Source organism: Curtobacterium sp. MCBA15_007, assembly GCF_001864905.1.
In the GTDB taxonomy this organism is placed as follows: domain Bacteria; phylum Actinomycetota; class Actinomycetes; order Actinomycetales; family Microbacteriaceae; genus Curtobacterium; species Curtobacterium poinsettiae.
In genome coordinates, this window is record NZ_MJGM01000015.1 from 121,643 (window position 1) to 139,292 (window position 17,650).

General features: G+C 71.4%; 18 protein-coding genes. 6 read left to right on the forward strand and 12 right to left on the reverse strand.

The window, feature by feature from the left end; all coding sequences use genetic code 11:
• Positions 1 to 89 precede the first annotated feature (89 nt).
• Complete coding sequence (locus BIU95_RS08600) at positions 90 to 2,261, reverse strand: phosphocholine-specific phospholipase C (protein ID WP_056068364.1); 2,172 nt, start codon at positions 2,259 to 2,261, stop codon at positions 90 to 92.
• A gap of 241 nt (positions 2,262 to 2,502) precedes the next feature.
• On the opposite strand from BIU95_RS08600, the gene BIU95_RS08605 reads away from it, so the two are divergent.
• Positions 2,503 to 3,252: a GntR family transcriptional regulator gene (locus BIU95_RS08605; RefSeq protein WP_071251459.1), complete on the forward strand. Its 750-nt coding sequence runs from the start codon at positions 2,503 to 2,505 to the stop codon at positions 3,250 to 3,252.
• Between the two features lie 84 nt (positions 3,253 to 3,336).
• Here BIU95_RS08605 and BIU95_RS18610 read toward each other — a convergent pair whose 3' ends face one another.
• The gene (locus BIU95_RS18610; protein ID WP_071251460.1) at positions 3,337 to 4,674 is read right to left on the reverse strand and encodes a nucleotide disphospho-sugar-binding domain-containing protein; all 1,338 of its coding nucleotides are present in this window, start codon (positions 4,672 to 4,674) and stop codon (positions 3,337 to 3,339) included.
• Positions 4,675 to 4,806: 132 nt separating this feature from the next.
• Here BIU95_RS18610 and BIU95_RS08615 point away from each other — a divergent pair, with 132 nt between their 5' ends.
• The 3 genes from BIU95_RS08615 (at position 4,807) to BIU95_RS08625 (ending at position 8,246) form a co-directional block, all read left to right on the forward strand.
• Positions 4,807 to 5,493, forward strand: coding sequence for a hypothetical protein (locus BIU95_RS08615; RefSeq protein WP_071251461.1), 687 nt, complete (start codon positions 4,807 to 4,809; stop codon positions 5,491 to 5,493).
• Between the two features lie 210 nt (positions 5,494 to 5,703).
• Positions 5,704 to 6,696: an endonuclease/exonuclease/phosphatase family protein gene (locus tag BIU95_RS08620; protein WP_139179711.1), complete on the forward strand. Its 993-nt coding sequence runs from the start codon at positions 5,704 to 5,706 to the stop codon at positions 6,694 to 6,696.
• A 176-nt stretch (positions 6,697 to 6,872) separates the two neighbouring features.
• Complete coding sequence (locus BIU95_RS08625; protein WP_017885703.1) at positions 6,873 to 8,246, forward strand: C4-dicarboxylate transporter DctA; 1,374 nt, start codon at positions 6,873 to 6,875, stop codon at positions 8,244 to 8,246.
• Positions 8,247 to 8,261: 15 nt separating this feature from the next.
• Here BIU95_RS08625 and BIU95_RS08630 read toward each other — a convergent pair whose 3' ends face one another.
• Positions 8,262 to 8,774 carry a hypothetical protein gene (locus BIU95_RS08630; RefSeq protein ID WP_139179712.1) on the reverse strand — a complete coding sequence of 171 codons (513 nt, stop codon included), beginning with the start codon at positions 8,772 to 8,774 and terminating at the stop codon, positions 8,262 to 8,264.
• A 132-nt stretch (positions 8,775 to 8,906) separates the two neighbouring features.
• Here BIU95_RS08630 and BIU95_RS08635 point away from each other — a divergent pair, with 132 nt between their 5' ends.
• The gene (locus BIU95_RS08635; protein WP_017885701.1) at positions 8,907 to 9,749 is read left to right on the forward strand and encodes a hypothetical protein; all 843 of its coding nucleotides are present in this window, start codon (positions 8,907 to 8,909) and stop codon (positions 9,747 to 9,749) included.
• A 105-nt stretch (positions 9,750 to 9,854) separates the two neighbouring features.
• On the opposite strand, the gene BIU95_RS08640 is transcribed toward BIU95_RS08635, so the two are convergent.
• The 3 genes from BIU95_RS08640 to BIU95_RS08650 form a co-directional block, all read right to left on the reverse strand.
• The gene (locus BIU95_RS08640; RefSeq protein WP_056068369.1) at positions 9,855 to 10,502 is read right to left on the reverse strand and encodes a recombinase family protein; all 648 of its coding nucleotides are present in this window, start codon (positions 10,500 to 10,502) and stop codon (positions 9,855 to 9,857) included.
• Between the two features lie 95 nt (positions 10,503 to 10,597).
• Entirely contained in the window at positions 10,598 to 11,170 is a 573-nt protein-coding gene (locus tag BIU95_RS08645; RefSeq protein ID WP_031259094.1) for a uracil-DNA glycosylase, read from the reverse strand.
• Entirely contained in the window at positions 11,167 to 12,195 is a 1,029-nt protein-coding gene (locus BIU95_RS08650; protein ID WP_017885698.1) for a TDT family transporter, read from the reverse strand. The genes BIU95_RS08645 and BIU95_RS08650 overlap by 4 nt, the downstream gene beginning before the upstream one ends.
• 207 nt (positions 12,196 to 12,402) lie before the next feature.
• Here BIU95_RS08650 and BIU95_RS08655 point away from each other — a divergent pair, with 207 nt between their 5' ends.
• On the forward strand, positions 12,403 to 13,329 hold the full coding sequence (locus tag BIU95_RS08655) for a LysR substrate-binding domain-containing protein (RefSeq protein ID WP_071251463.1): 927 nt from the start codon (positions 12,403 to 12,405) through the stop codon (positions 13,327 to 13,329).
• Here the strand turns inward: BIU95_RS08655 and eno are convergent.
• The 6 genes from eno to BIU95_RS08685 form a co-directional block, all read right to left on the reverse strand.
• Positions 13,314 to 14,648 (reverse strand): phosphopyruvate hydratase, encoded by a 1,335-nt coding sequence (gene eno / locus BIU95_RS08660; RefSeq protein ID WP_017885696.1) that lies wholly within the window; start codon positions 14,646 to 14,648, stop codon positions 13,314 to 13,316. The genes BIU95_RS08655 and eno overlap by 16 nt on opposite strands.
• A gap of 138 nt (positions 14,649 to 14,786) precedes the next feature.
• Positions 14,787 to 15,272, reverse strand: a complete 486-nt coding sequence (locus tag BIU95_RS08665) for an inorganic diphosphatase (RefSeq protein ID WP_017885695.1) — start codon at positions 15,270 to 15,272, stop codon at positions 14,787 to 14,789.
• A 26-nt stretch (positions 15,273 to 15,298) separates the two neighbouring features.
• Positions 15,299 to 15,670: a CrcB family protein gene (locus tag BIU95_RS08670; protein WP_017885694.1), complete on the reverse strand. Its 372-nt coding sequence runs from the start codon at positions 15,668 to 15,670 to the stop codon at positions 15,299 to 15,301.
• Positions 15,667 to 16,170 carry a CrcB family protein gene (locus tag BIU95_RS08675; protein WP_175470743.1) on the reverse strand — a complete coding sequence of 168 codons (504 nt, stop codon included), beginning with the start codon at positions 16,168 to 16,170 and terminating at the stop codon, positions 15,667 to 15,669. The genes BIU95_RS08670 and BIU95_RS08675 overlap by 4 nt, the downstream gene beginning before the upstream one ends.
• A complete protein-coding gene (locus tag BIU95_RS08680) occupies positions 16,167 to 16,922 on the reverse strand; it encodes a 2,3-bisphosphoglycerate-dependent phosphoglycerate mutase (protein ID WP_175470744.1) in 756 nt (251 codons plus the stop codon). Before BIU95_RS08680 ends, BIU95_RS08675 begins: the two co-directional genes overlap by 4 nt.
• Complete coding sequence (locus BIU95_RS08685; protein WP_031259090.1) at positions 16,907 to 17,413, reverse strand: universal stress protein; 507 nt, start codon at positions 17,411 to 17,413, stop codon at positions 16,907 to 16,909. The genes BIU95_RS08680 and BIU95_RS08685 overlap by 16 nt, the downstream gene beginning before the upstream one ends.
• Between the last annotated feature and the right edge of the window lie 237 nt (positions 17,414 to 17,650).

A 17,650-nucleotide genomic window follows, 5' to 3' on the forward strand; every position in this document is an offset into this window, starting at 1 on the left:
GGAGGCCCGGTGCCAGCTGGCACCGGGCCTCCCGTCTCGTCGTCGACGCGGCCTGACCGCCCCTGCCGACCCCCACGGGTCGGCTCGCGTCAGCGCTCCGCGCGCCCGGCGAACCGGTACCGGAACCCGGGCACACCGTCCGCGGTGACGACCACGTCGTAGTAGCCCCACTCGTCGAGCGGCCAGTGCATCGTCTTGTGCCCGGACCCACGGATGTGCGCGGTCTCGCGGTGCTCGACGAAGTCGTTGGCCACGAGTTCGAAGCGGAGTTCGCCCGTGCCGGTGTTCTCGAGCAGGAGCTGCAGGGTTCGCCGGCCGCGGGTGTCCCGGACGACGGAGACGTGCGGTACACCACCGGTCGCCCGGCCGCCGACCGTGACGGTCCCGGCGAAGCGCCGGAGGAACCGGTCGGGTCCGTAGACGCTGACGTCGTACGCGCCGCCGGTCGTCGTGGTGTCCCACACCCAGTCGGCGCTCGCTCCCACGGGGACGGTCTTCGGGTGGGCGGCGAACGGCATCGCGGTGTTCGGGTACACCAGGAAGTTGACGCCCTGGCGGCCGTCGTTCGCGAGCGCCACGGTGACCCGACCGGTGCGGTGGTCGACGGTCGCGTCCGCGTGCTGTCGGTAGGGCAGGGGCCGACGGCGGACTGTGCCGGGCTCCTGGACGGGCACCGTCTGCGCGCCGATCGCGGGTTCCTCGATGGGCGGCTTGGCCTGGTCGGCGTCGGCGGCAGCGACCAGCGCGCGGGTCTGCTCGATGCCGGGGACGACGTCGGCGCCCGGGATGCTCGGGTCGGGGGCACTGAAGTCGAAGCAGCTGGTCAGGTCGCCGGAGACTGTCCGTCGCCAGTCGGAGATGTTCGGCTCGCGGACCCCCGTGACGTGTTCGAGGAACTGGATCACGGAGGTGTGGTCCGCCACCTGCGAGTTGACCCACCCGCCACGGCTCCAGGGGGACACCACGGTCATCGGCACGCGGGCACCCATGCCGATGGGCAGGCCGTCGACGTACTCGTCCGGGGTGCCCGGTTCGGCGAACGGGGGGACGACGTGGTCGAAGTACCCGTCGTTCTCGTCGTAGTTGACGAGCAGGACGGTCGAGGCCCAGGTGTCCGGGTTGCTGAAGAGTGCCTGCACCACGGCGTTCGTGTAGTGGGCGCCGTAGTCCGGGCTGGCCGCGGGGTGCTCGCTCCAGCCGTAGGGGGCGACGACGTACGACACGGTGGGCAGGCTGTTGGTCGCGCAGTCCTGCCCGAACTGGCTGAGCAGGTGGGTGACGTCGAGCCCCTTGCCGGAGTTCGGCTTCCACCCGTCGTGCAGCCCGGCACGCGCGGCGAGCTCCTGCTGGGCGGGGTCCGAGGATGCGAGGGCGCGGTGGTACTGCTCGAACAGCCAGAGCGGGTTGTCGCCGTAGTCGCCGACGTAGGGGTCGGCGGAGCTGTCGCCGACCTCGTCGTTGGCGTAGGTCTTCCAGGTGACCCCGGCCGCCTGCAGGCGTTCGGCGTAGGTGGTCCAGGCGAACACCGGTTCGTAGTCCGCCGGGTTGTCGGTCGCCGGTCCGCCCTGGGTGCCGCGGGGGTCGATCGTGCCGGACCACTGGTACAGGCGGTTCGGCGTCGTCGGCCCGTTGAGCGAGCAGTGGTAGTCGTCGCAGACCGTGAAGGCGCCGGCGAGTGCGCGCTGGTAGGGGATGTCCTCGCTCGTGAAGTAGCCCATCGTCTGGGCGCTCTTCGCGTCGACCCACCGGTTCCAGGCCCCGCCGTTCCACGCGGTGTGCCCGCCACCCCAGGAGTGGTCGAGGCCGTCGGCGTTCTGCGCGTTGAACCGCGTGGTGTCGAGCCGGAACGGCAGCATGGCGCCGCCGTCGGTGCGGGCCGCTGCCGGCTGGTGGAAGACGTCGTGTCCGGTCGGCAGCTCGAGCGCCTGCTTGTCGGAGAACCCTCGGACCCCGGGCATCGTGCCGTAGTAGTGGTCGAAGGACCGGTTCTCCTGCATGAGCACGACGACGTGCTTGACGTCGGCGATCGTGCCGGTGGGGACGGCACGGGCGGTCGCGGCGCTGGCACGGTCGGCCGCGCCCGGTCCGAACGCGGAGCCTGCGGCGACGCCGGCCATGATCGCGGCCGCGCCGCCGACCAGGACCGTGCGGCGGCTCAGACCGGGGCGGACCGCTGCGGTGTACGCGGCGTCCGGGGTCAGCGGTGGTGCGGCGTCGAGGCTGACGTCGGGTGCGCCGTGTTCGGGCTTCCTCGTGCTCATCGCGGGCCTTCCAGATCGGTGGGGAGTGCGGGCGCTGCGGGGGAAGAGCACCCGTCAGCATGACAACGAGGTGCGCTGAACCGTGCCTGGCCCGGTCGTGGCAGCGGGGTGAACGCGTCCGGTGGAATCGGGATCGACCTGTCCAGGTGCGCCGTGACAGGACCCTGTCATCTCAGGGTGGCTGCCACCAGAACTCCGACGCACCTGGACAGGTGGAGCTGGGGCGGGGGAGGATCACGGGGTGCGACCACTGTTCCGGGACCTCGCCGAGGACCTCGCCGACCGGGTGCTCCGCGGTGAGTTCGACGCCACCGGGCTCCTGCCGGGCGAGCACGACCTGGCCGCCGACTACGGGGTGGCGCGCGGCACCGTGCGGAATGCCCTCGGTCTGCTCCGCGACCGGCAGGTGCTGACGGCGCGTCCGGGGTCCCGTTGGCGTGTCCGGACCGCGACGCTCGGCCACGACGCCGGCGCGCTCGAGTCGTTCGGTCAGCTGGCTCGGGCCAGGGGACACGAGCCGGGTGGTCGGGTGGTGGCGGTCGAGGAGCGCCCCGCCACGATGAGTGAGCGGCGGTTGTTCCACGCCGCGCCCGACGAGCCCGTCCTGCACGTCGCGCGGGTGCGCTCCCTGGACGGCGTCGACGTCATGCTCGAGCGCACCGCCTACGCGCCGTGGGTCGCCGCGGTCATCCGGACGATCCCGGGCGGGCAGACGTCGGTGTCCGCGACCCTGCAGGACCGGTTCGGCATCCGGGCCGGCTCCGCCGTCACCACCGTGGACGCGCTGCTGGCGGACGACGCCGACGCCGCGCTCCTCGGGGTGCGGCCCGGGGCGGCGCTCCTGCAGGTCCGCCGGTCGAGCACCGCCGAGGACGGCCGACCGCTCGAGGCCGGCGACGACCGGTACGTCGCCGGGACGGTGCCGCTCCGGATCCGGACGGCGTCCGCAGCGGCACCGCGGGTCGGCGCCGGGTCCGACGACGCGGGATGAGACGGACAGGAGGCGCGGTGCCAGCCGGCACCGCGCCTCCTGTCCGTCTCCGTGCAGCCCCACGACGTGGGCCGGCAGGCGGGGTCAGCGTCGCTGGGTGCCGCCCGCGGTGGCCGCGGCGACGGCCGCCGCCAGCCCGGTCTCGATGACGTCGACGGGGTCCGGCAGGGCCGCGATCGACGCCGCCACCTGCCGGCTGCGGGCGCGGTGGGTCGACGTGCTGAGGACCTCGAGGACGGCCCGACGGATCGCCCGAGGCCGTGGTGTCCCGGAACGCAGATTCCGCCCGCACCCGGCCCAGGCCACCCGGGCGGCGACCTCCGGCTTGTCCTCGGTCGACCCGGCCACCACGAGCGGGACGCCGTGCGCGAGGGTGCGCTGCACCCCGCCGAACCCACCGTTCGTCACGACGACGCTGCACCGCGGCAGCAGCTGGTCGTAGGGCAGGAAGGTCGCCACCCGGGCGTTCGCGGGCAGGGCGGTGCCGAGTGCGCGCTCGAGCTGGTCGACCGGGCGGCCTCCCGTGGTCGCGACGACGAGGACGTCCTCGTCCGCCAGGACGCGCAGGGTCGGCGCGAGGAGCCGGCCGAGGTCGACGGTGTCGATGGTCCCCTGGGTGACGAGCACCACCGGGGTGTCGGTGTCCAGGTCGTCCCACCACGCGGGCAGGTCGGCCGCGGACGTCGGCGCGGAACGGGCCACGACCGGACCGACGAACCGGACCGTGTCCGGGAGCTCGCGGCGCGGGTACTCGAGCTCCCGGACGCTCATCTGGAACAGGGTGTCGAACGCGCGGTACGCGAAGTCGAAGGTGTCGATCGTCGACGGCGGTGCCCCCACCTCGGCGAGCACGGCGTCCACCGCGCGACGCAGCGGCCGGGTGAGGACGGGGTGGAGCGCCGCCGTGAGCAGTCGGTTGCGCGCGCGAGCCACCGGCCCGCGACCCGGGGGGAGCGCAGTGCCGAAGGGTGCCGCGTCGACGCTGGTGAGCGTCACCGGGGTGGTCGCGATCCCGAGCACGGGCAGACGCTCCGCGGGCGGCAGGGCCAGGTACGGCGCGAGCCCGGTGAACGACGCTTCGCCGAGCACCGCGTCGAAGCGCCCCGCTGCCAGCAGCGCCGTCAGCTCCCGGTACTGCGACGGGATCGCCCGGACGAACATGGCGATGATGCCCTCGCGGACGACCGCGATCCCGCGTGCCGCACTGGCGTCGGCGAGCCGCTCCTGCAGGTCGGCGTCGTCGAAGTCGACGTCGGCCGGCAGCGCAGCGAACCGGAGCCCCGCGCCGACGACGAGCTCGCGGTACTTGGTGCCGGTCAGCACGGTGATGTCGTGGCCGCGCACCGCGAGGGCACGTCCGACGTCGACGAGGGGCGCGAGGTGGCCGTAGACGGGCGGTGAACAGAGCAGGTACGAGGACACGGGGCCGCTTTTCGACGCTGGGGATGACCGGACGCTCGGAGCGTAGGTGCGGCGAGCACGCGCGTGGCGCGGCACGGACTGGGAATGGGTGAGAGTCCTCGAGCGTCCGCACCGGGGCGTTAGGGTCGCTGCATGACCACACCCGCGGGGGCGAGTTCGGGCAACGGCTACTGGCGCGGCCAGATCTGGGCGACGGCCCTGCTCGGCGTCGGGATGGTGGCGTGCAGCGTCGTGCTCTTCCTGGCGGATCCCGACGAACCGGGACGCGGGCTCCTGACCGCGTTCGGCGGCCTGCTCTTCCTCACCACGTTCGGCTGGGCGGTCGACGCGGCGACCCGATCGGACCCCCGACAGCGCGCGCTCTTCGCGTGGGCCGTCGCCCAGCACGAGGCCGCGGGGCACGGCAACGACGTCCTCGCGCTGGCCGATGCCGCCCGTGCCCGCGACGGTGCGCTCGACGCCGAGCGGATCCGGGCACTGCAGGCGCTCCGGCCCGACAACCCGTACCCGGGCGGCCCGCTCGACGACGGCGCCGACAGCGTGGGCGGCGAGCCGGACGACGCCGGTGCGAACCGGCTCGGCATCGCCCTGCTCGCGCTGTTCTTCGCCCTGACCGGCCTGTACTGCAGCTGCTGGCCGTCGGTGTTCGTGCTCGGGTGGCCGTTCCAGTTCATCGCGTCGATCCTGGCCGTGGTCGCGATCGTGCGGCCGGGTCGCGGGCGACGGCTCGGCGTCGTCGCGGCGATCGTCTCGGTGCTCGGCACCCTGGTGACGGTCGGCGTGCTCGTGTGGGGCGTGGTCGAGGGGGTCGGCAGCTAGCTGCCCGCGGTCGCGCGTGCGGCCCGCGACGTGCGCGGTGGCGGACGGGAGGCACGGTGCCGGCCGGTGTCGCGCCTCCCGTCCGTCGTCACGCGGTCCACGGCGTGGGCTGGCGCAGCGCGCCGCTGCGGTGCCGGGACCCAGCAGGATCCTCAGCGCGTCGTCGCCGTTCGCCGGCGGACGAGGGGGTCCGTGCGCGAGGATCCAGGGGTGTCTCGTCGTGCGGCTGCTGTCCGGACCACCGTGGTGGTCGCGACCCTGCTGGTCGGTGTCGCCTTCGTCACCGCTCCGTGGCTCGGGATCGGGCGAGCGCCGGTGCTCGCCGCCGTGCTGCCGGCACGTTCCCTCGTGACCGTGGGGCTGGCCGCCGTCGGCCTCGCGCTGCTGCTCGTCGCCGTCGCCGTGCGTCGCGTGCGACTCGTTGCCGCGTCGGTCGGTGTGGTCGTGCTCGTCGTCGCCGTGGCCAACACGGCCGTCCTCGGCGCGCGGGGGTGGGACGTCGGGGCCGTCAGCGGTGCGGGTGACTCGCTCCGGGTGTTCGAGTGGAACACCAACGGGGGACTCGTCGGTCCGCAGGGTGTCGCCCGGGCGGCGCTGTCCGCACGGGCGGACGTCGTCGTGCTGCCCGACGCGGGGGACCGACGCGCTGCCGCCGCGGTGGCGCGTTCGATGGGCGAGCACGGTCGGCCGGTGCGGCTGTTCATGCGCCGGCAGGGCGCGCAGGTGGCGGTGCTCGTCCGCGCCGACCTGGCCTCCGGAGCGTCGATGCGTCCCGGTGTCGACCCGGTGAAGACGATGACGGTGTCCGGACCGTCGATCCCGACGATCGTCGCGGTGCACGCCCCGCAGCCGGTGCTGCCCGGCGGTCTGGCGGGCTGGCGGACCGATCTACGGTGGATCGGTGAGCAGTGCGGCCGCGGCGCGGACGTCATCGTGTCGGGGGACTTCAACGGATCGGTCGACAGCTTCGACGGCGGCCGCCTCGGGTCGTGCCGGGACGCCGCGTCGGCCGTGCACGCCGCGGCACTCGGCACGTGGCCGACGTGGCTCGATCCGCGGCTGGCGATGCCGATCGACCACACCCTGGTCGGTCCGTCGGCCGGTCCGTCGGCCGGTGTCGTCCGGTCGTGGAGCGTGCTGACGGCCGAGGACCACTCGGGTGCCCGGCACCGGCCCACCCTGACGGTCGTCACGCGCACCTGAGGCAGACCACGGCCCGGTTTCGGCGTGCGGGGCCGTTCTTCGGCGTGCGCGGCCTTGTTCCGGCCTGTTTCGGCGTTCGCGGGGCCCTGTTCCGGCCCGTTTCGGCGTGCGTGGGGCGCGTCAGGTGGGAACAGGCTCGCAACGTCGTCGAAACACGCGCACGGTGGGGTGGGTGCATGGACGTCACCACCACGGATCGTGCCCCCGCTCGCTGGTACCAGTCGCTGTTCGTGCAGATCGCGATCGGCGTCGCCCTCGGCATCGCGGTCGGGGTCTGCTTCCCGGCCGCGGCGCCGGTGCTCAACGTCGTCGGGCAGGGGTTCATCCGCCTGATCGAGATGGTGATCGCGCCGCTCGTCTTCATCGTCGTGGTGACCGGCATCGTGCACGTCGGCGACCTGCGGTCGGTGGGACGGATCGCCGGCAAGGCGATGGTCTACTTCCTGCTCGCGTCGTCGTGTGCGCTCGTGTTCGGTCTGCTGGTCGGCAACCTCGTGCGCCCCGGCGCCGGCCTGCGGATCGACCCGTCGTCGCTCGACGCCTCGGCCGTGGCGGCGAAGACCGCGGGCGGCACGGCTCCGGACGCCGGCACCTTCATCCTCGACCTCATCCCGTCGAGCGTCGTGAACGCGTTCGCGACGAACGACATCCTGCAGGTGCTCGTCTTCGCGGTGTTCGTCGGCGCGGCCATCGCCGCGATCGGGAGCGAGCGTGCGCGGCCGCTGGTCCGGGGGCTCGACCTGTGCCTCGAGGTCGTCTACCGGATCCTGGGCTGGGTCATGCGCCTGTCGCCGCTCGGTGCGTTCGGCGCGATGGCGTACGTGGTGGGGCAGTACGGCGTCGACACCCTGGGGTCGTACGGACTCCTCATCGCCGCCTGCTACGGCGCCGCCGCGGTGTTCATCGTGGCGTTGCTCGTCGGTGGGCGGCTGCTGTCCGGGGTGCCGATCTGGCGGTTCGTGTGGCACACCCGGGCCGAGTTCGGGCTGGCCCTCGGCACCGCGTCGACCGAGGCCGTGCTGCCGCGGATGATCACCCGGCTCACCGAGGTCGGCGTCTCACGGAGCGTCGCCGGGCTCGTCGTGCCGACGGGGTACTCGTTCAACCTGGACGGGGCAGCGATCTACCTGTCGATCTCGCTGCTGTTCCTGACGCAGGCGTTCGGGGTGCCGTTGACGCTCGAGCAGCAGGTCGCCGCGCTCGGGGTGCTGCTGCTGACGTCGAAGGGCATGGCCGGGGTGCCGGGGTCGTCGTTCCTGGCGCTGTCCGCGACGGCGACGAGTCTCGGGCTGTTCCCGGTCGCGGGCGTCGCGCTGCTGCTCGGCGCCGACCGGATCATGGACGCGATGCGGGTGAGCGTGAACCTGCTCGGCAACTGCGTCGCGACGCTGGTGGTGGCGCGGTGGCAGGGTGCGCTCGACCGTGAGCGGGTGGACGCGGTGCTGCGGCCCGGGCGCGGGGTCCGGCCGTCGTCGGAGCCGGAGTCTGCTGCGGGTGGTGCGGGTGCTGCGGGTGCGGCCGCGGTGACGGCGACGGCGCGGGTTCGGTGAGGGGCCGCGGCGCGGTCAGCGGTCGAGGACGGCGCGCTGCTGGTCGTACTGCTGGCGGGTCCGGTGTCCGCCCATCTTGCGCACGACTGCGCCCGAGGGGTCACGGGTGATGCGCCACCAGATCGCGGTGCAGAGCGACGTGGTCGGCAGGATCGTCCCGAGTCCGATCAGGAGCTGTCTGCCGAGATCCGTTCGCCAGGGCAGCCCGGACAGCTCGAGCACCGTGATGACGATCGCGCCCACGACGAGGTTGATCAGACTGCTCCAGAGCTTCCGCACGGTGCGCTGACGTGCCGCGTCGAGTTCCGGCAGCTGCGCCAGCGGGAGCGTCGAACCGATGTGCTCACGCGGTTCGCCGCCGACGATGACGGCGGCCGGGCCCGGGGCTGCAGCAGCGGCGTCGGTGTCCGTGGCGGGGCGCCACACCAGGTAGTCCAGGTGCTCCACGTCGTCGTCGATGCGGAACCATCCGCCTTCGAAGTCGCCGGCAGCGGCGTCGGGATCGGCGTGGGGAGTGGTCGTGGTCACGTCGGTCATCTTGGCAGCAACCGGTGCCGCTGCGGCACCACCGCTTCGGGGGTGGAACGGAGGCGACGGTCGCGGGGCCGGTGGTGCGTTCTGCTGGCAGGATGGTCCCGACACCACGGGGGCGGGGCGGACATGAGCACGGAACAGCAGGACTGGCGCGACCACGGGACGGGCCCGACGACGGGACGGGGCAACGCGATCGCCATCGCGCTCGTGTTGCCGGTGCTGCTCGTCGTGAGTTGGGTGGTCCAGATCGGGGCGTACCTGGAGCGTGACTTCGGGTCGATGGACGACCGGCTCGGCCCAGGGGGCGTGCTGACCCGGCTGGTGATCGGGGCCGCGCTGGCCGTGGGGATCCCGGCGGTGGTGCTCGTCGTGCAGGTCCGGGCTCGCCGGCGCGAACGGCGGCACTCGCTGGCCGCCGTGGTCGCGGCGATCGTCGTGCTGGTCATCGCCGTGCCGTGGAACGGTCTGGTCCTGACGTCACAGGTGCGGAGCATGGCCGCCGACGCCCGGCAGAGGGCGCAGCCGGCGACCGCCGCCGAGCGGCACTTCGCCGACGGCGACGCCGGGGCCACACTCGAACGGATCGGGGACCGCACCGTGCGGATCCTCGGCGGCGACCGGAAGTCCGCCTACCGCGATGGTGAGCGAGCCGGTGGTGCGTACAGCGAGGAGTGCAAGCTGTCGAACGCCCACCAGGGGGTGCGGTGGACGTACTGGTACGCCCCGGGGGAGTACACCGACGCCGACGGCAAGGAGCTCCTGCCCGAGGACCACACGATGATCGAGGGTGCGAACCGCGACGTGGACCGCGTCCGCTCGTACTGGGAGTCCGAGGGCATCGGTGCCCGCTCCGAGGCGGACCTGGTCCCCGACCAGATCTCACCCACAGCCGACTGGCTCGAGAGCACCTCGTCGTACACGCGGCCCGGTCCGGACGTCGACTTCCGCACGATCTGCCTGGTGCGCTGAGGGCTCATGCCGTGGTGGGGCCTCCGGGCTGTGAGCGGGTTCGCTCTGTGTCGTCGTTTTCGCGGCGGTCGGTGTCGGGCTCAGTCGCGCGCGTCCCAGCGCTGGCTACAGGTTGGGTGCGGGCCTGGACCGCCTCGCGGTGACTGGTTCAGTGTGACGGCCGAGAGCCCGGTAGATGGTGGTGGGGCTGACGCGGAGGACGTCGCCGATCTGCGCGACGGTCATCGCTTGCTGCTCGTCGAGCCGGCGCGCGGTGCGCACCTGGTCCACGGAGAGCCGCGACGGACGGCCACCGGTCCGGCCGCGGGCTCGGGCGGCGGCACGGCCGGCGTTCGTGCGTTCCTTGCTGAGGTCCCGTTCGAACTCCGCCAGTGCGGCGAAGACGTGGAACACGAGCCGCCCGCCGGGCGAGGTGGTGTCGATGGTCTCCTGCAGCGAGCGGAGCCCGCTGCCGCGCTCAGCGAGGGCGTGCAGGTGGTCGATGAGGTGCCGGATGGAGCGACCTTGCCGATCGAGCCGCCAGACGACGAGGGTGTCGCCGGCGCGGAGCTGGTCGAGGAGCTTGTCGAGCTCGGGCGGGTGTCGGAGCGAGCCGGAGATGGTGTCGACGAACACGCGGCAGCAGCCGACGGCGTTGAGCACATCGATCTGCAGCGACGCGTCCTGGTCGGTGGTGGACACGCGCGCGTACCCGAGGAGGTGACCCGTGAGGAGAACGGAGCGAAACTCGACCGACCGGCGCGGTAGCGGCACGTGGATGCAGGAACTGGGTTTCGCTCCAAGACACGCCGGTCTGAGCCACGCTCCGACCTGCTCAAGCTCCGGTGCAGCGGAATCGGAGGTGTTTGTTACGTGGGTCGCGCTCGCGCGGCGAGCCGGAGTGCTTGCACGGAACGGAAGTGTTGTTCCGAGCGATGGCGGCCGTTGGCGGGAGACGGATGTGGTGCTGCGATGACCGGGAGGAGTCGGGGGTGCTCGTCCAGGGTGAGGTGTCGCATGACGCCGTCGAGGGCGACGGCCCCGTACGTGACGATCGCAGTGAGAGCGGGCAGCGCCGCGAGCAGTGTGGCAAGGCCATGCCGCCCCTCGTCGACGTCCGCGAGTCGCACGCGGTCGGGCAGTTCCCATGGGATGAGGTTCCAGCGGACGTACTCGCCGCGTGCGAGCCCTGACTCGATACGGGCTGCTCGGAACGCGGCCGCGGTCGGGCCCGGGTTGTCCTCGCTGCAGATGGCTGCGTGCGCTGCGGCGATGGTCTGGGGGCCGGGCGACTGCATCAGGACCAGGACGCGGCTGGATCTGCCGCCGGATCGTGGGTCGAAGCTCGGGACGAACCGTCGGCTGCCGTCGGGCGCGGTCCGCCACGTCTCCGCAAGACCGTTCAGCGATCGAACGTCAGCGAGTTCCTCGGGGGTACTCATGACGGCTGTGGCGGTGCCAGCAGGGTGCCACGGATGACGGATCCGTGAAAGGTGCGAAGGGCAACGGTGATCCATGCGGCGACGAGGCCGGCGTAGTAGATGACGGCGAGGACGGCAACGACGGTCAGGCCTGAGTGCAGGGCGAGCCCGTTGAGTCCGGTGACGCAGGTGCCGACGGGGAACGTGAACGACCACCAGGTCAGGCTGAACGGCAGGTGTTCGCGGGCGGTCCGGACGGTGACCGCGAGGGCGATGACGGTCCACAGCAGCGCGAAGCCGAGCATCGCGAACCCGTACACCAGCGCCACGACGAGGAGCGCGTGGGCGGTGGATGCGTCGACGACGGTGGGTGCGTTCGATGCGAGGAGGTTCACCGCCGTGATGGATTGTCCGACGGGTCCGAGGACGATCCACAGGGTCGGCACCATGCCGGCGGCCCCGACCTTGTGGTGCGCGAGCCGGTTCCAGATCAGCGTGATCACGACCAGCGACGTCACGAGACTGAGCCCGAAGAAGCCGTAGCAGGACCACAGCAGCGTCTCCCGCGCCTGTCCGGCGGGAGCGTACGGCAGCAGCAGGGCGCCGGTGGAGGCGGACACCATCGGCGGGACGATGGGCATCAGCCAGCCGCCGAACGCGGAGTCGGGCTTGTTCTCGTGGCGGATGAACGCCAGGTACGGCACCAGGACTGCCGTGAGCAGCCCTCCGATGGTGCCGATGGTCCACAGGACCCAGTCGATGGTGACGGCGGCGGGCAGGCCGACCCAGTCCTTGCCGAGCAGGAGTGTCCCGGCGCCGACGGTGAGGAACGCCATCGGTGGTGCGCCGTAGAAGTGGGAGATGACCGGGTTGAGGTGGTGCCTGGCTGCGGTGCTCCGGTAGCGGATCCAGTGCAGCACCGTCGCGATCGTGAGGGCGACGAGGAGCACCGCGGCGATCGCCCACACGACCGTCGCCGCGATGCGCAGACCGGGGAACTGCAGTGGGAGTGACGCAGCTGCGACAGCGACGATCCCAGTGCCCATGATTGATGCGAACCAGTTCGGTGTGAGATTCGACACGATCAGGCCTGGCCGCTCCAGGTCACGGAACAACGTCGTCTGCGGCCGTTGGGGCAGCTGGCTACCGTTCGCGGGTGCAGGGTCGGTGCGGAGCGTTGTCATGGGCCAAGCCTGCGCGAATCCTGCCTCTGGCGGTACCGGGAACCTCTTGGCGGGGCACAATCGTTGGTTGTGGCACTACGGCGACTCACGGACCGAACGTTCGACCTCGACACACTCGACGCGCTCGCATGCGTCGCCGAGACCGGCTCCTTCTCCGCTGCCGCTGGAGCGCTCGGCGTCACGCAACAGGCAGTGTCTGCTCGGATCCGGGTCGCCGAGCGCATGGTCGGCCACTTGTTGGTGCACCGCTCGACCACGGGGTCGGTGCTGACCGAGACCGGCCGGCTCGTCGTCGGGCTGGCCGGACCGGTCCTCGACGGGTCTCGCCACCTCGAGGCAGGAGTGGCTGCGCTGCGGGCTCCCACGGGTTCGCTCGTCGTCGCAGCGTCACAGACGATCGCGGAGCTGCTGCTGCCGGGCTGGCTGCTCGAATTCCGACGCCGTGAACCCGACGTGCGGGTGCGTTTGATCGCGGGCAACTCCGCCGCGGTGACGGACCTCGTGCAGTCGGGTGGCGCGAACCTCGGGTTCACGGAAACCCCGGTGACGGCAGCAGGTGTGTCCGCGCAGGTGATCGCGGACGATGAGCTCGCGGTCGTCGTTGCGCCGGGCCATCCCTGGGCTCGGTCGACCGGGATCAGTGCGGAGGTCCTGGCGGCGACGGCTCTGCTCCTGCGGGAAGAAGGTTCCGGGACTCGCGCGACCCTCGCCGCATGGCTCAGGGAGGCCGGTTTGAACATGTCGGTTCCGGCCGCGGTGCTGGAGACCACGAGCATCATCCGGGCGAACGCGCAGGCTGGGATTGCACCGGCGGTGATGAGCCTTCGCACGGTCGCCGCCGACATCAACGACGGGTCGCTGGTGCGGGTCCCGCTCTCTGGAGCGCCACTTGCCCGGCCGTTGCGGGCGATCTGGTCGCGAGAGCCCCAGCCAGCTGTTTCTGCTTTCCTGCGCGTCGCCCACGAGGTGACCGGTCGGGGTCAGCGCAGCCCGTAGGGCAGCTCCGGATTGTTCTCCGCGATCTCGGTGAGCCGGTTGTACTTCGCGACGCGTTCTCCGCGGGCGGGGGCGCCTGACTTGATCTGCCCGGTTCCGGTGCCGACGACGAGGTCCGCGATGAACGTGTCGGTGGTCTCTCCGGACCGGTGCGACACCATGCTCCGCATCCCGAGCGAGCGTGCGACGCCGATCGCGTCGAGGGTCTGGGAGACGGTGCCGATCTGGTTCGGCTTGATGAGCGCTGCGTTCGAGAGCCCGTCCTTCCCGCCGTCGCGGATGCGCTGTGGATCGGTGACGTAGAGATCGTCGCCGACGATCTGGAGCATGCCGCCGAGCGCGGACGACATCGCCTTCCAGCCGCCGTGGTCATCTTCGGAGAAGCCGTCTTCGATGCTCCGGATCGGATACCGGCTGGTGAGGTCGCGGTAGTAGTCGACCATGCCTGCGCGGTCGAGACGGCGATCCACGACCCGGTAGCTACCGTCGCCGAGCGCGAACTCGTTCGCCGCCGGGTCGAGTGCGATCGCGACGGTGTCGACGCCGGGCTCGTAGCCAGCGGCACTGATCGCGGCGACGAGGAGGTCGAGGGCCTCCTCGGGCGCGGCGATCGATGGGGCGAAGCCGCCTTCGTCCCCGAGACCGAGACTGCCGAACCGTTCCCGGACCAGTGCCGCCAGTGCGTGGTACACGTCCGACCCGATCCGAACCGCGTCGGTCATGGTGTCGGCGTTCACCGGGGCGATCATGAACTCCTGGAAGTCGAGCGCGTTCGCTGCGTGCGCTCCGCCGTTGAGCACGTTGAAGTGCGGGACGGGCAGGCGGGGCGTGCTGCCGGTGACGTCTGCGATCCAACGCCAGAGCGGCAGCTCCGCTGCGGCGGCGAGAGCGCGTGCCAGGGCGATCGAGGTCGCGACGACACTGTTCGCACCGAGCCGGCGGTAGTTCGGGGTGCCGTCGAGGGCAGCGAGGGCGGCGTCGACCTGCCCGATCGAGGTCCACGACTGACCGGTGATCATCGGTGCGACGTCCGTCGCGATGAGGTGCAGCGCCTGGCTCACGTCGCGGCCGCCGTAGCTGCTGCCGCCGTCGCGAAGCTCGACAGCCTCATGCGCGCCGGTCGATGCGCCTGCGGGGGCGTCACCGGTGACGACGGTGCCGTCCTCGAGCTCGAGACGCACCTGGATCGTCGGGCAGCCGCGGGAGTCGAGGATCCGGGAGCCGTGCAGGCTTCTGATGGTGACGGGGCGGCTGGTGTGGGTCACGTACTCGCCCTGATGGTGGGTGGTGTGGTGGACGTTGCTGATGTAGTCGTTCATGGCGGTTGTCGCCTTTCGGGTTGGTCGTGCTGGTGTGGGCCGCGGGGAGGCGGAGGGACGACCTCCTGGCGATCACTGGGCGCCAGTTGCCTCCCCACGGCGGTTCAGGGCGCGCACTGGATGGTGCGCGGGTGCCGGTCAGGGGTGCGGGGTGAACCGTTCCTGTGCGGAGCGGATGATGGCTTCGGCGTCGACACGGTTCGCCCACCCGCTGGTGGTGACGTGCTTGCCGTGCTCGATCTCCTTGTAGTGGGCGAAGAAGTGCTCGATCTCCGCCAAGACCGGCTCGGCGACGTCGGAGATGTCCTGGACGTGGTCGAAGCGGACGTCTCCGGCGGGGACGGTGAGGATCTTGTCATCGCCGCCGTTCTCGTCGACCATGCGGAGCATCCCGACCGGGCGGACGTCGACGACGACGCCGGGGAACGTGGGCCGGGGCAGCAGCACGAGTGCGTCGAGGGGGTCGCCGTCATCGCCGAGCGTGTCGTCGATCGAGCCGTAGTCCTGCGGGAACACCATGCTGGTGAACACCGCCCGGTCCAGGCGGATCCGTCCGGTGGCGTGGTCGACCTCGTACTTGTTGCCGCTGCCGCGGGGGATCTCGATCGTGATGTCGAAGTGCATGAGCTGTTCTTCTCCCAGTCGGATGGTCAAGTGAGGGTGCCGAGGGTGACGCCCCCGGCGGCTGCGGCGACGGAGACGACGAGCATCCCGAGCCCGTTCACGGCAGCCGCGGTGGTGCGGCCGGTGCGTGCGAGGCGGACGGTCTCGAAGCTGGCGGTGCTGAACGTGGTGTAGCCACCCATGAGCCCGGTTCCGAGCAGCGCGACGGGGGTAGCGCCGAGGTGACCGGCGGCGCCGGTGATCAAGCCCAGCAGGAACGAGCCGGTGATGTTGATCGTCAGCGTCCCGACCGGGAGCCGGAACTGCCGACCCCGGTTGATCGCACCATCCACGAAGAACCGTGCGGCCGCGCCGACGCCGCCAGCGACAGCGACGCTGAGGAATGCCAGGGCGCTCATGATGTGGCTCCGTTCGGTCGGACCAAGCCCGCGATCGCGAGGCCGCTCCCGGTGGCGATCGCGCCGGCCAGGACCGTCAGGAGCCCGTACCCGGTGCCGGACAACCCGCGGCCGGCGAGGAACAACACCGCGGTGCTGGTCGCGAGGGTGCTGTAGGTGGTGAACCCGCCGAGGACACCGGTTCCCAGAAGCAGGCGCAGTGCCCGGCGGCGCCCTTCGTCAGGTCCGCGATGCGCGAGGTGTTCCAGCAGCACACCGAGTAGGAGCGCGCCGGCGATGTTGATCCAGAAGATCGCCCAGGACACCCCGTGCTGAGCGGGGAACGCGGTGCTGAGTCCGTCACGTGCGGCGGTACCGATGGCGCCGCCGAGTGCGACGACACCGAGGTACCGCCACCGCAGATGCACTGGCCTGGCGATACGTTCCGGGTCATCGGCGTCGATGTCCGGGTCGGGCGGGAGCTGCCCATCGGGCAGGTCCGTGTCCGTTCTGGAGGTCATGTTCCACCTTCCGCAGCGACCGCTGCCGCTGCTGCTCGTGCTGCCGGATGCAGGTACTCCCCACCCCGCGGACAGAACCCACCGTCGCCGTCGAACCGGTAGACCAGGGGTTCGCCCGTGGGGAGGTTCAGGTCCGCGAGCTCACCGTCGGTCAGGCCGTCCATGCAGGCACACAGTGCCCGCAATGAGTTGCCGTGCGCGTCGACGAGCACTGTCTGCCCGTCGCGGAGTGCCGGGGTGATTCGGTCCGACAGGACGGGTCGGACCCGGAGGATGACGTCGGACAGTGTCTCGGTTCGACGAACTGCCGCCCACGGCAGTCCACGAAGCGCCGGCGTCCGCCGGAGCGCCAACCACGCGCGGATCGACATGCGTGGCGGCCGACCCGTGCGGGTCCGGCGAACAGCGAAGAACTGCTCCGCCCCCAACGCCGCTTGCGTACTCTGCTTGGACATGCCGGTGAGTGCGCCGTAGTTCCGCTCGTTCAACCGCCACGACGACTCGATCGGCGCATCACGTCCGACGACGTCGGTGACGAGCTCCGCCGTGTGGAGCGCCCGCTCGAGCGTCGACGTGAGCACGAGGTCCGGTCGGATGCCCGCATGCAGGAGCAGCAACCCAGCCCGATTCGCTTCGGCGGTGCCCTGTTCGGTCAGCGCGACGTCTCGCAAGCCGGTGAAGGTGCCGGCATCGTTCGCAGTGCTCTGTCCGTGGCGGAGCAGAACAAGCTGGCCGGTCACGGGGTGTCCCACGGCAGCGGGGCATCGAACCCGACCGGATCAACGGGCACCACGAGCACTGAACGGTGCTGTCGATGGGTCAGTCGTGCCGCGACCGACCCCGTGAAGAACTCCGCGATTCGACCCGCTCCCGTCCTGGCCCCGACGACCAGCATCGCCGCGTCGCGGTCTTCGGCCACCTGCGACAATGCCCGGCTCGGATCCCCGACACCGGCAACGAACGTGACGTCGACGCCGTAGGTCGTTGCGGCAGCACGTACTGCCGCCTCGTCACTGTCAGACAAGCCCTGCGGTGTCGTGTCAGCGGTGTCAGGGTCGATCGGTTCCGCCATCACCGACCCGTCCGAGCGCGTACCGGCATCGATGAGCGACGCATCCACGCTGACGCACACCAGCGTCGTACCGAAGCGCCGCGCGATGGACGACGCAACCTCGATCACCGCCGGCGCGAGGCCGGGTAGGACACCGACGACGACCGGTCCGGTACCTATTGGTGCTGTCATGACACTCCCTACCTCAGGCGCGCAGAAACGCGACCAGCTGAGATAGGGACTGTTGTCGACAACTGTCGAGGTTGGGTCCGGCAAGCCCCACTACCGGGTCCGAAGACACCACCAGTATGCACCCGAACCCCTCGTCACGCGAGCCGTCTCGCGCACCCGTGACGTCCCGACACCGAAGGAAGCGATTCCGACGACACGGAGCGAAGCTGCCCACAGACGGATTCCGGGGGGGGGGGG

Excerpts from the sequence above, each read along its gene's own strand:
- BIU95_RS08600 (WP_056068364.1), bottom strand. The coding sequence starts at position 2,261 with ATGAGCACGAGGAAGCCCGAACACGGCGCACCCGACGTCAGCCTCGAC.
- BIU95_RS08615 (WP_071251461.1), top strand. The coding sequence starts at position 4,807 with ATGACCACACCCGCGGGGGCGAGTTCGGGCAACGGCTACTGGCGCGGC.
- BIU95_RS08625 (WP_017885703.1), top strand. The coding sequence starts at position 6,873 with ATGGACGTCACCACCACGGATCGTGCCCCCGCTCGCTGGTACCAGTCG.
- BIU95_RS08635 (WP_017885701.1), top strand. The coding sequence starts at position 8,907 with ATGAGCACGGAACAGCAGGACTGGCGCGACCACGGGACGGGCCCGACG.
- BIU95_RS08645 (WP_031259094.1), bottom strand. The coding sequence starts at position 11,170 with ATGAGTACCCCCGAGGAACTCGCTGACGTTCGATCGCTGAACGGTCTT.
- BIU95_RS08650 (WP_017885698.1), bottom strand. The coding sequence starts at position 12,195 with ATGGGCACTGGGATCGTCGCTGTCGCAGCTGCGTCACTCCCACTGCAG.
- eno (WP_017885696.1), bottom strand. The coding sequence starts at position 14,648 with ATGAACGACTACATCAGCAACGTCCACCACACCACCCACCATCAGGGC.
- BIU95_RS08665 (WP_017885695.1), bottom strand. The coding sequence starts at position 15,272 with ATGCACTTCGACATCACGATCGAGATCCCCCGCGGCAGCGGCAACAAG.
- BIU95_RS08670 (WP_017885694.1), bottom strand. The coding sequence starts at position 15,670 with ATGAGCGCCCTGGCATTCCTCAGCGTCGCTGTCGCTGGCGGCGTCGGC.
- BIU95_RS08675 (WP_175470743.1), bottom strand. The coding sequence starts at position 16,170 with ATGACCTCCAGAACGGACACGGACCTGCCCGATGGGCAGCTCCCGCCC.
- BIU95_RS08685 (WP_031259090.1), bottom strand. The coding sequence starts at position 17,413 with ATGACAGCACCAATAGGTACCGGACCGGTCGTCGTCGGTGTCCTACCC.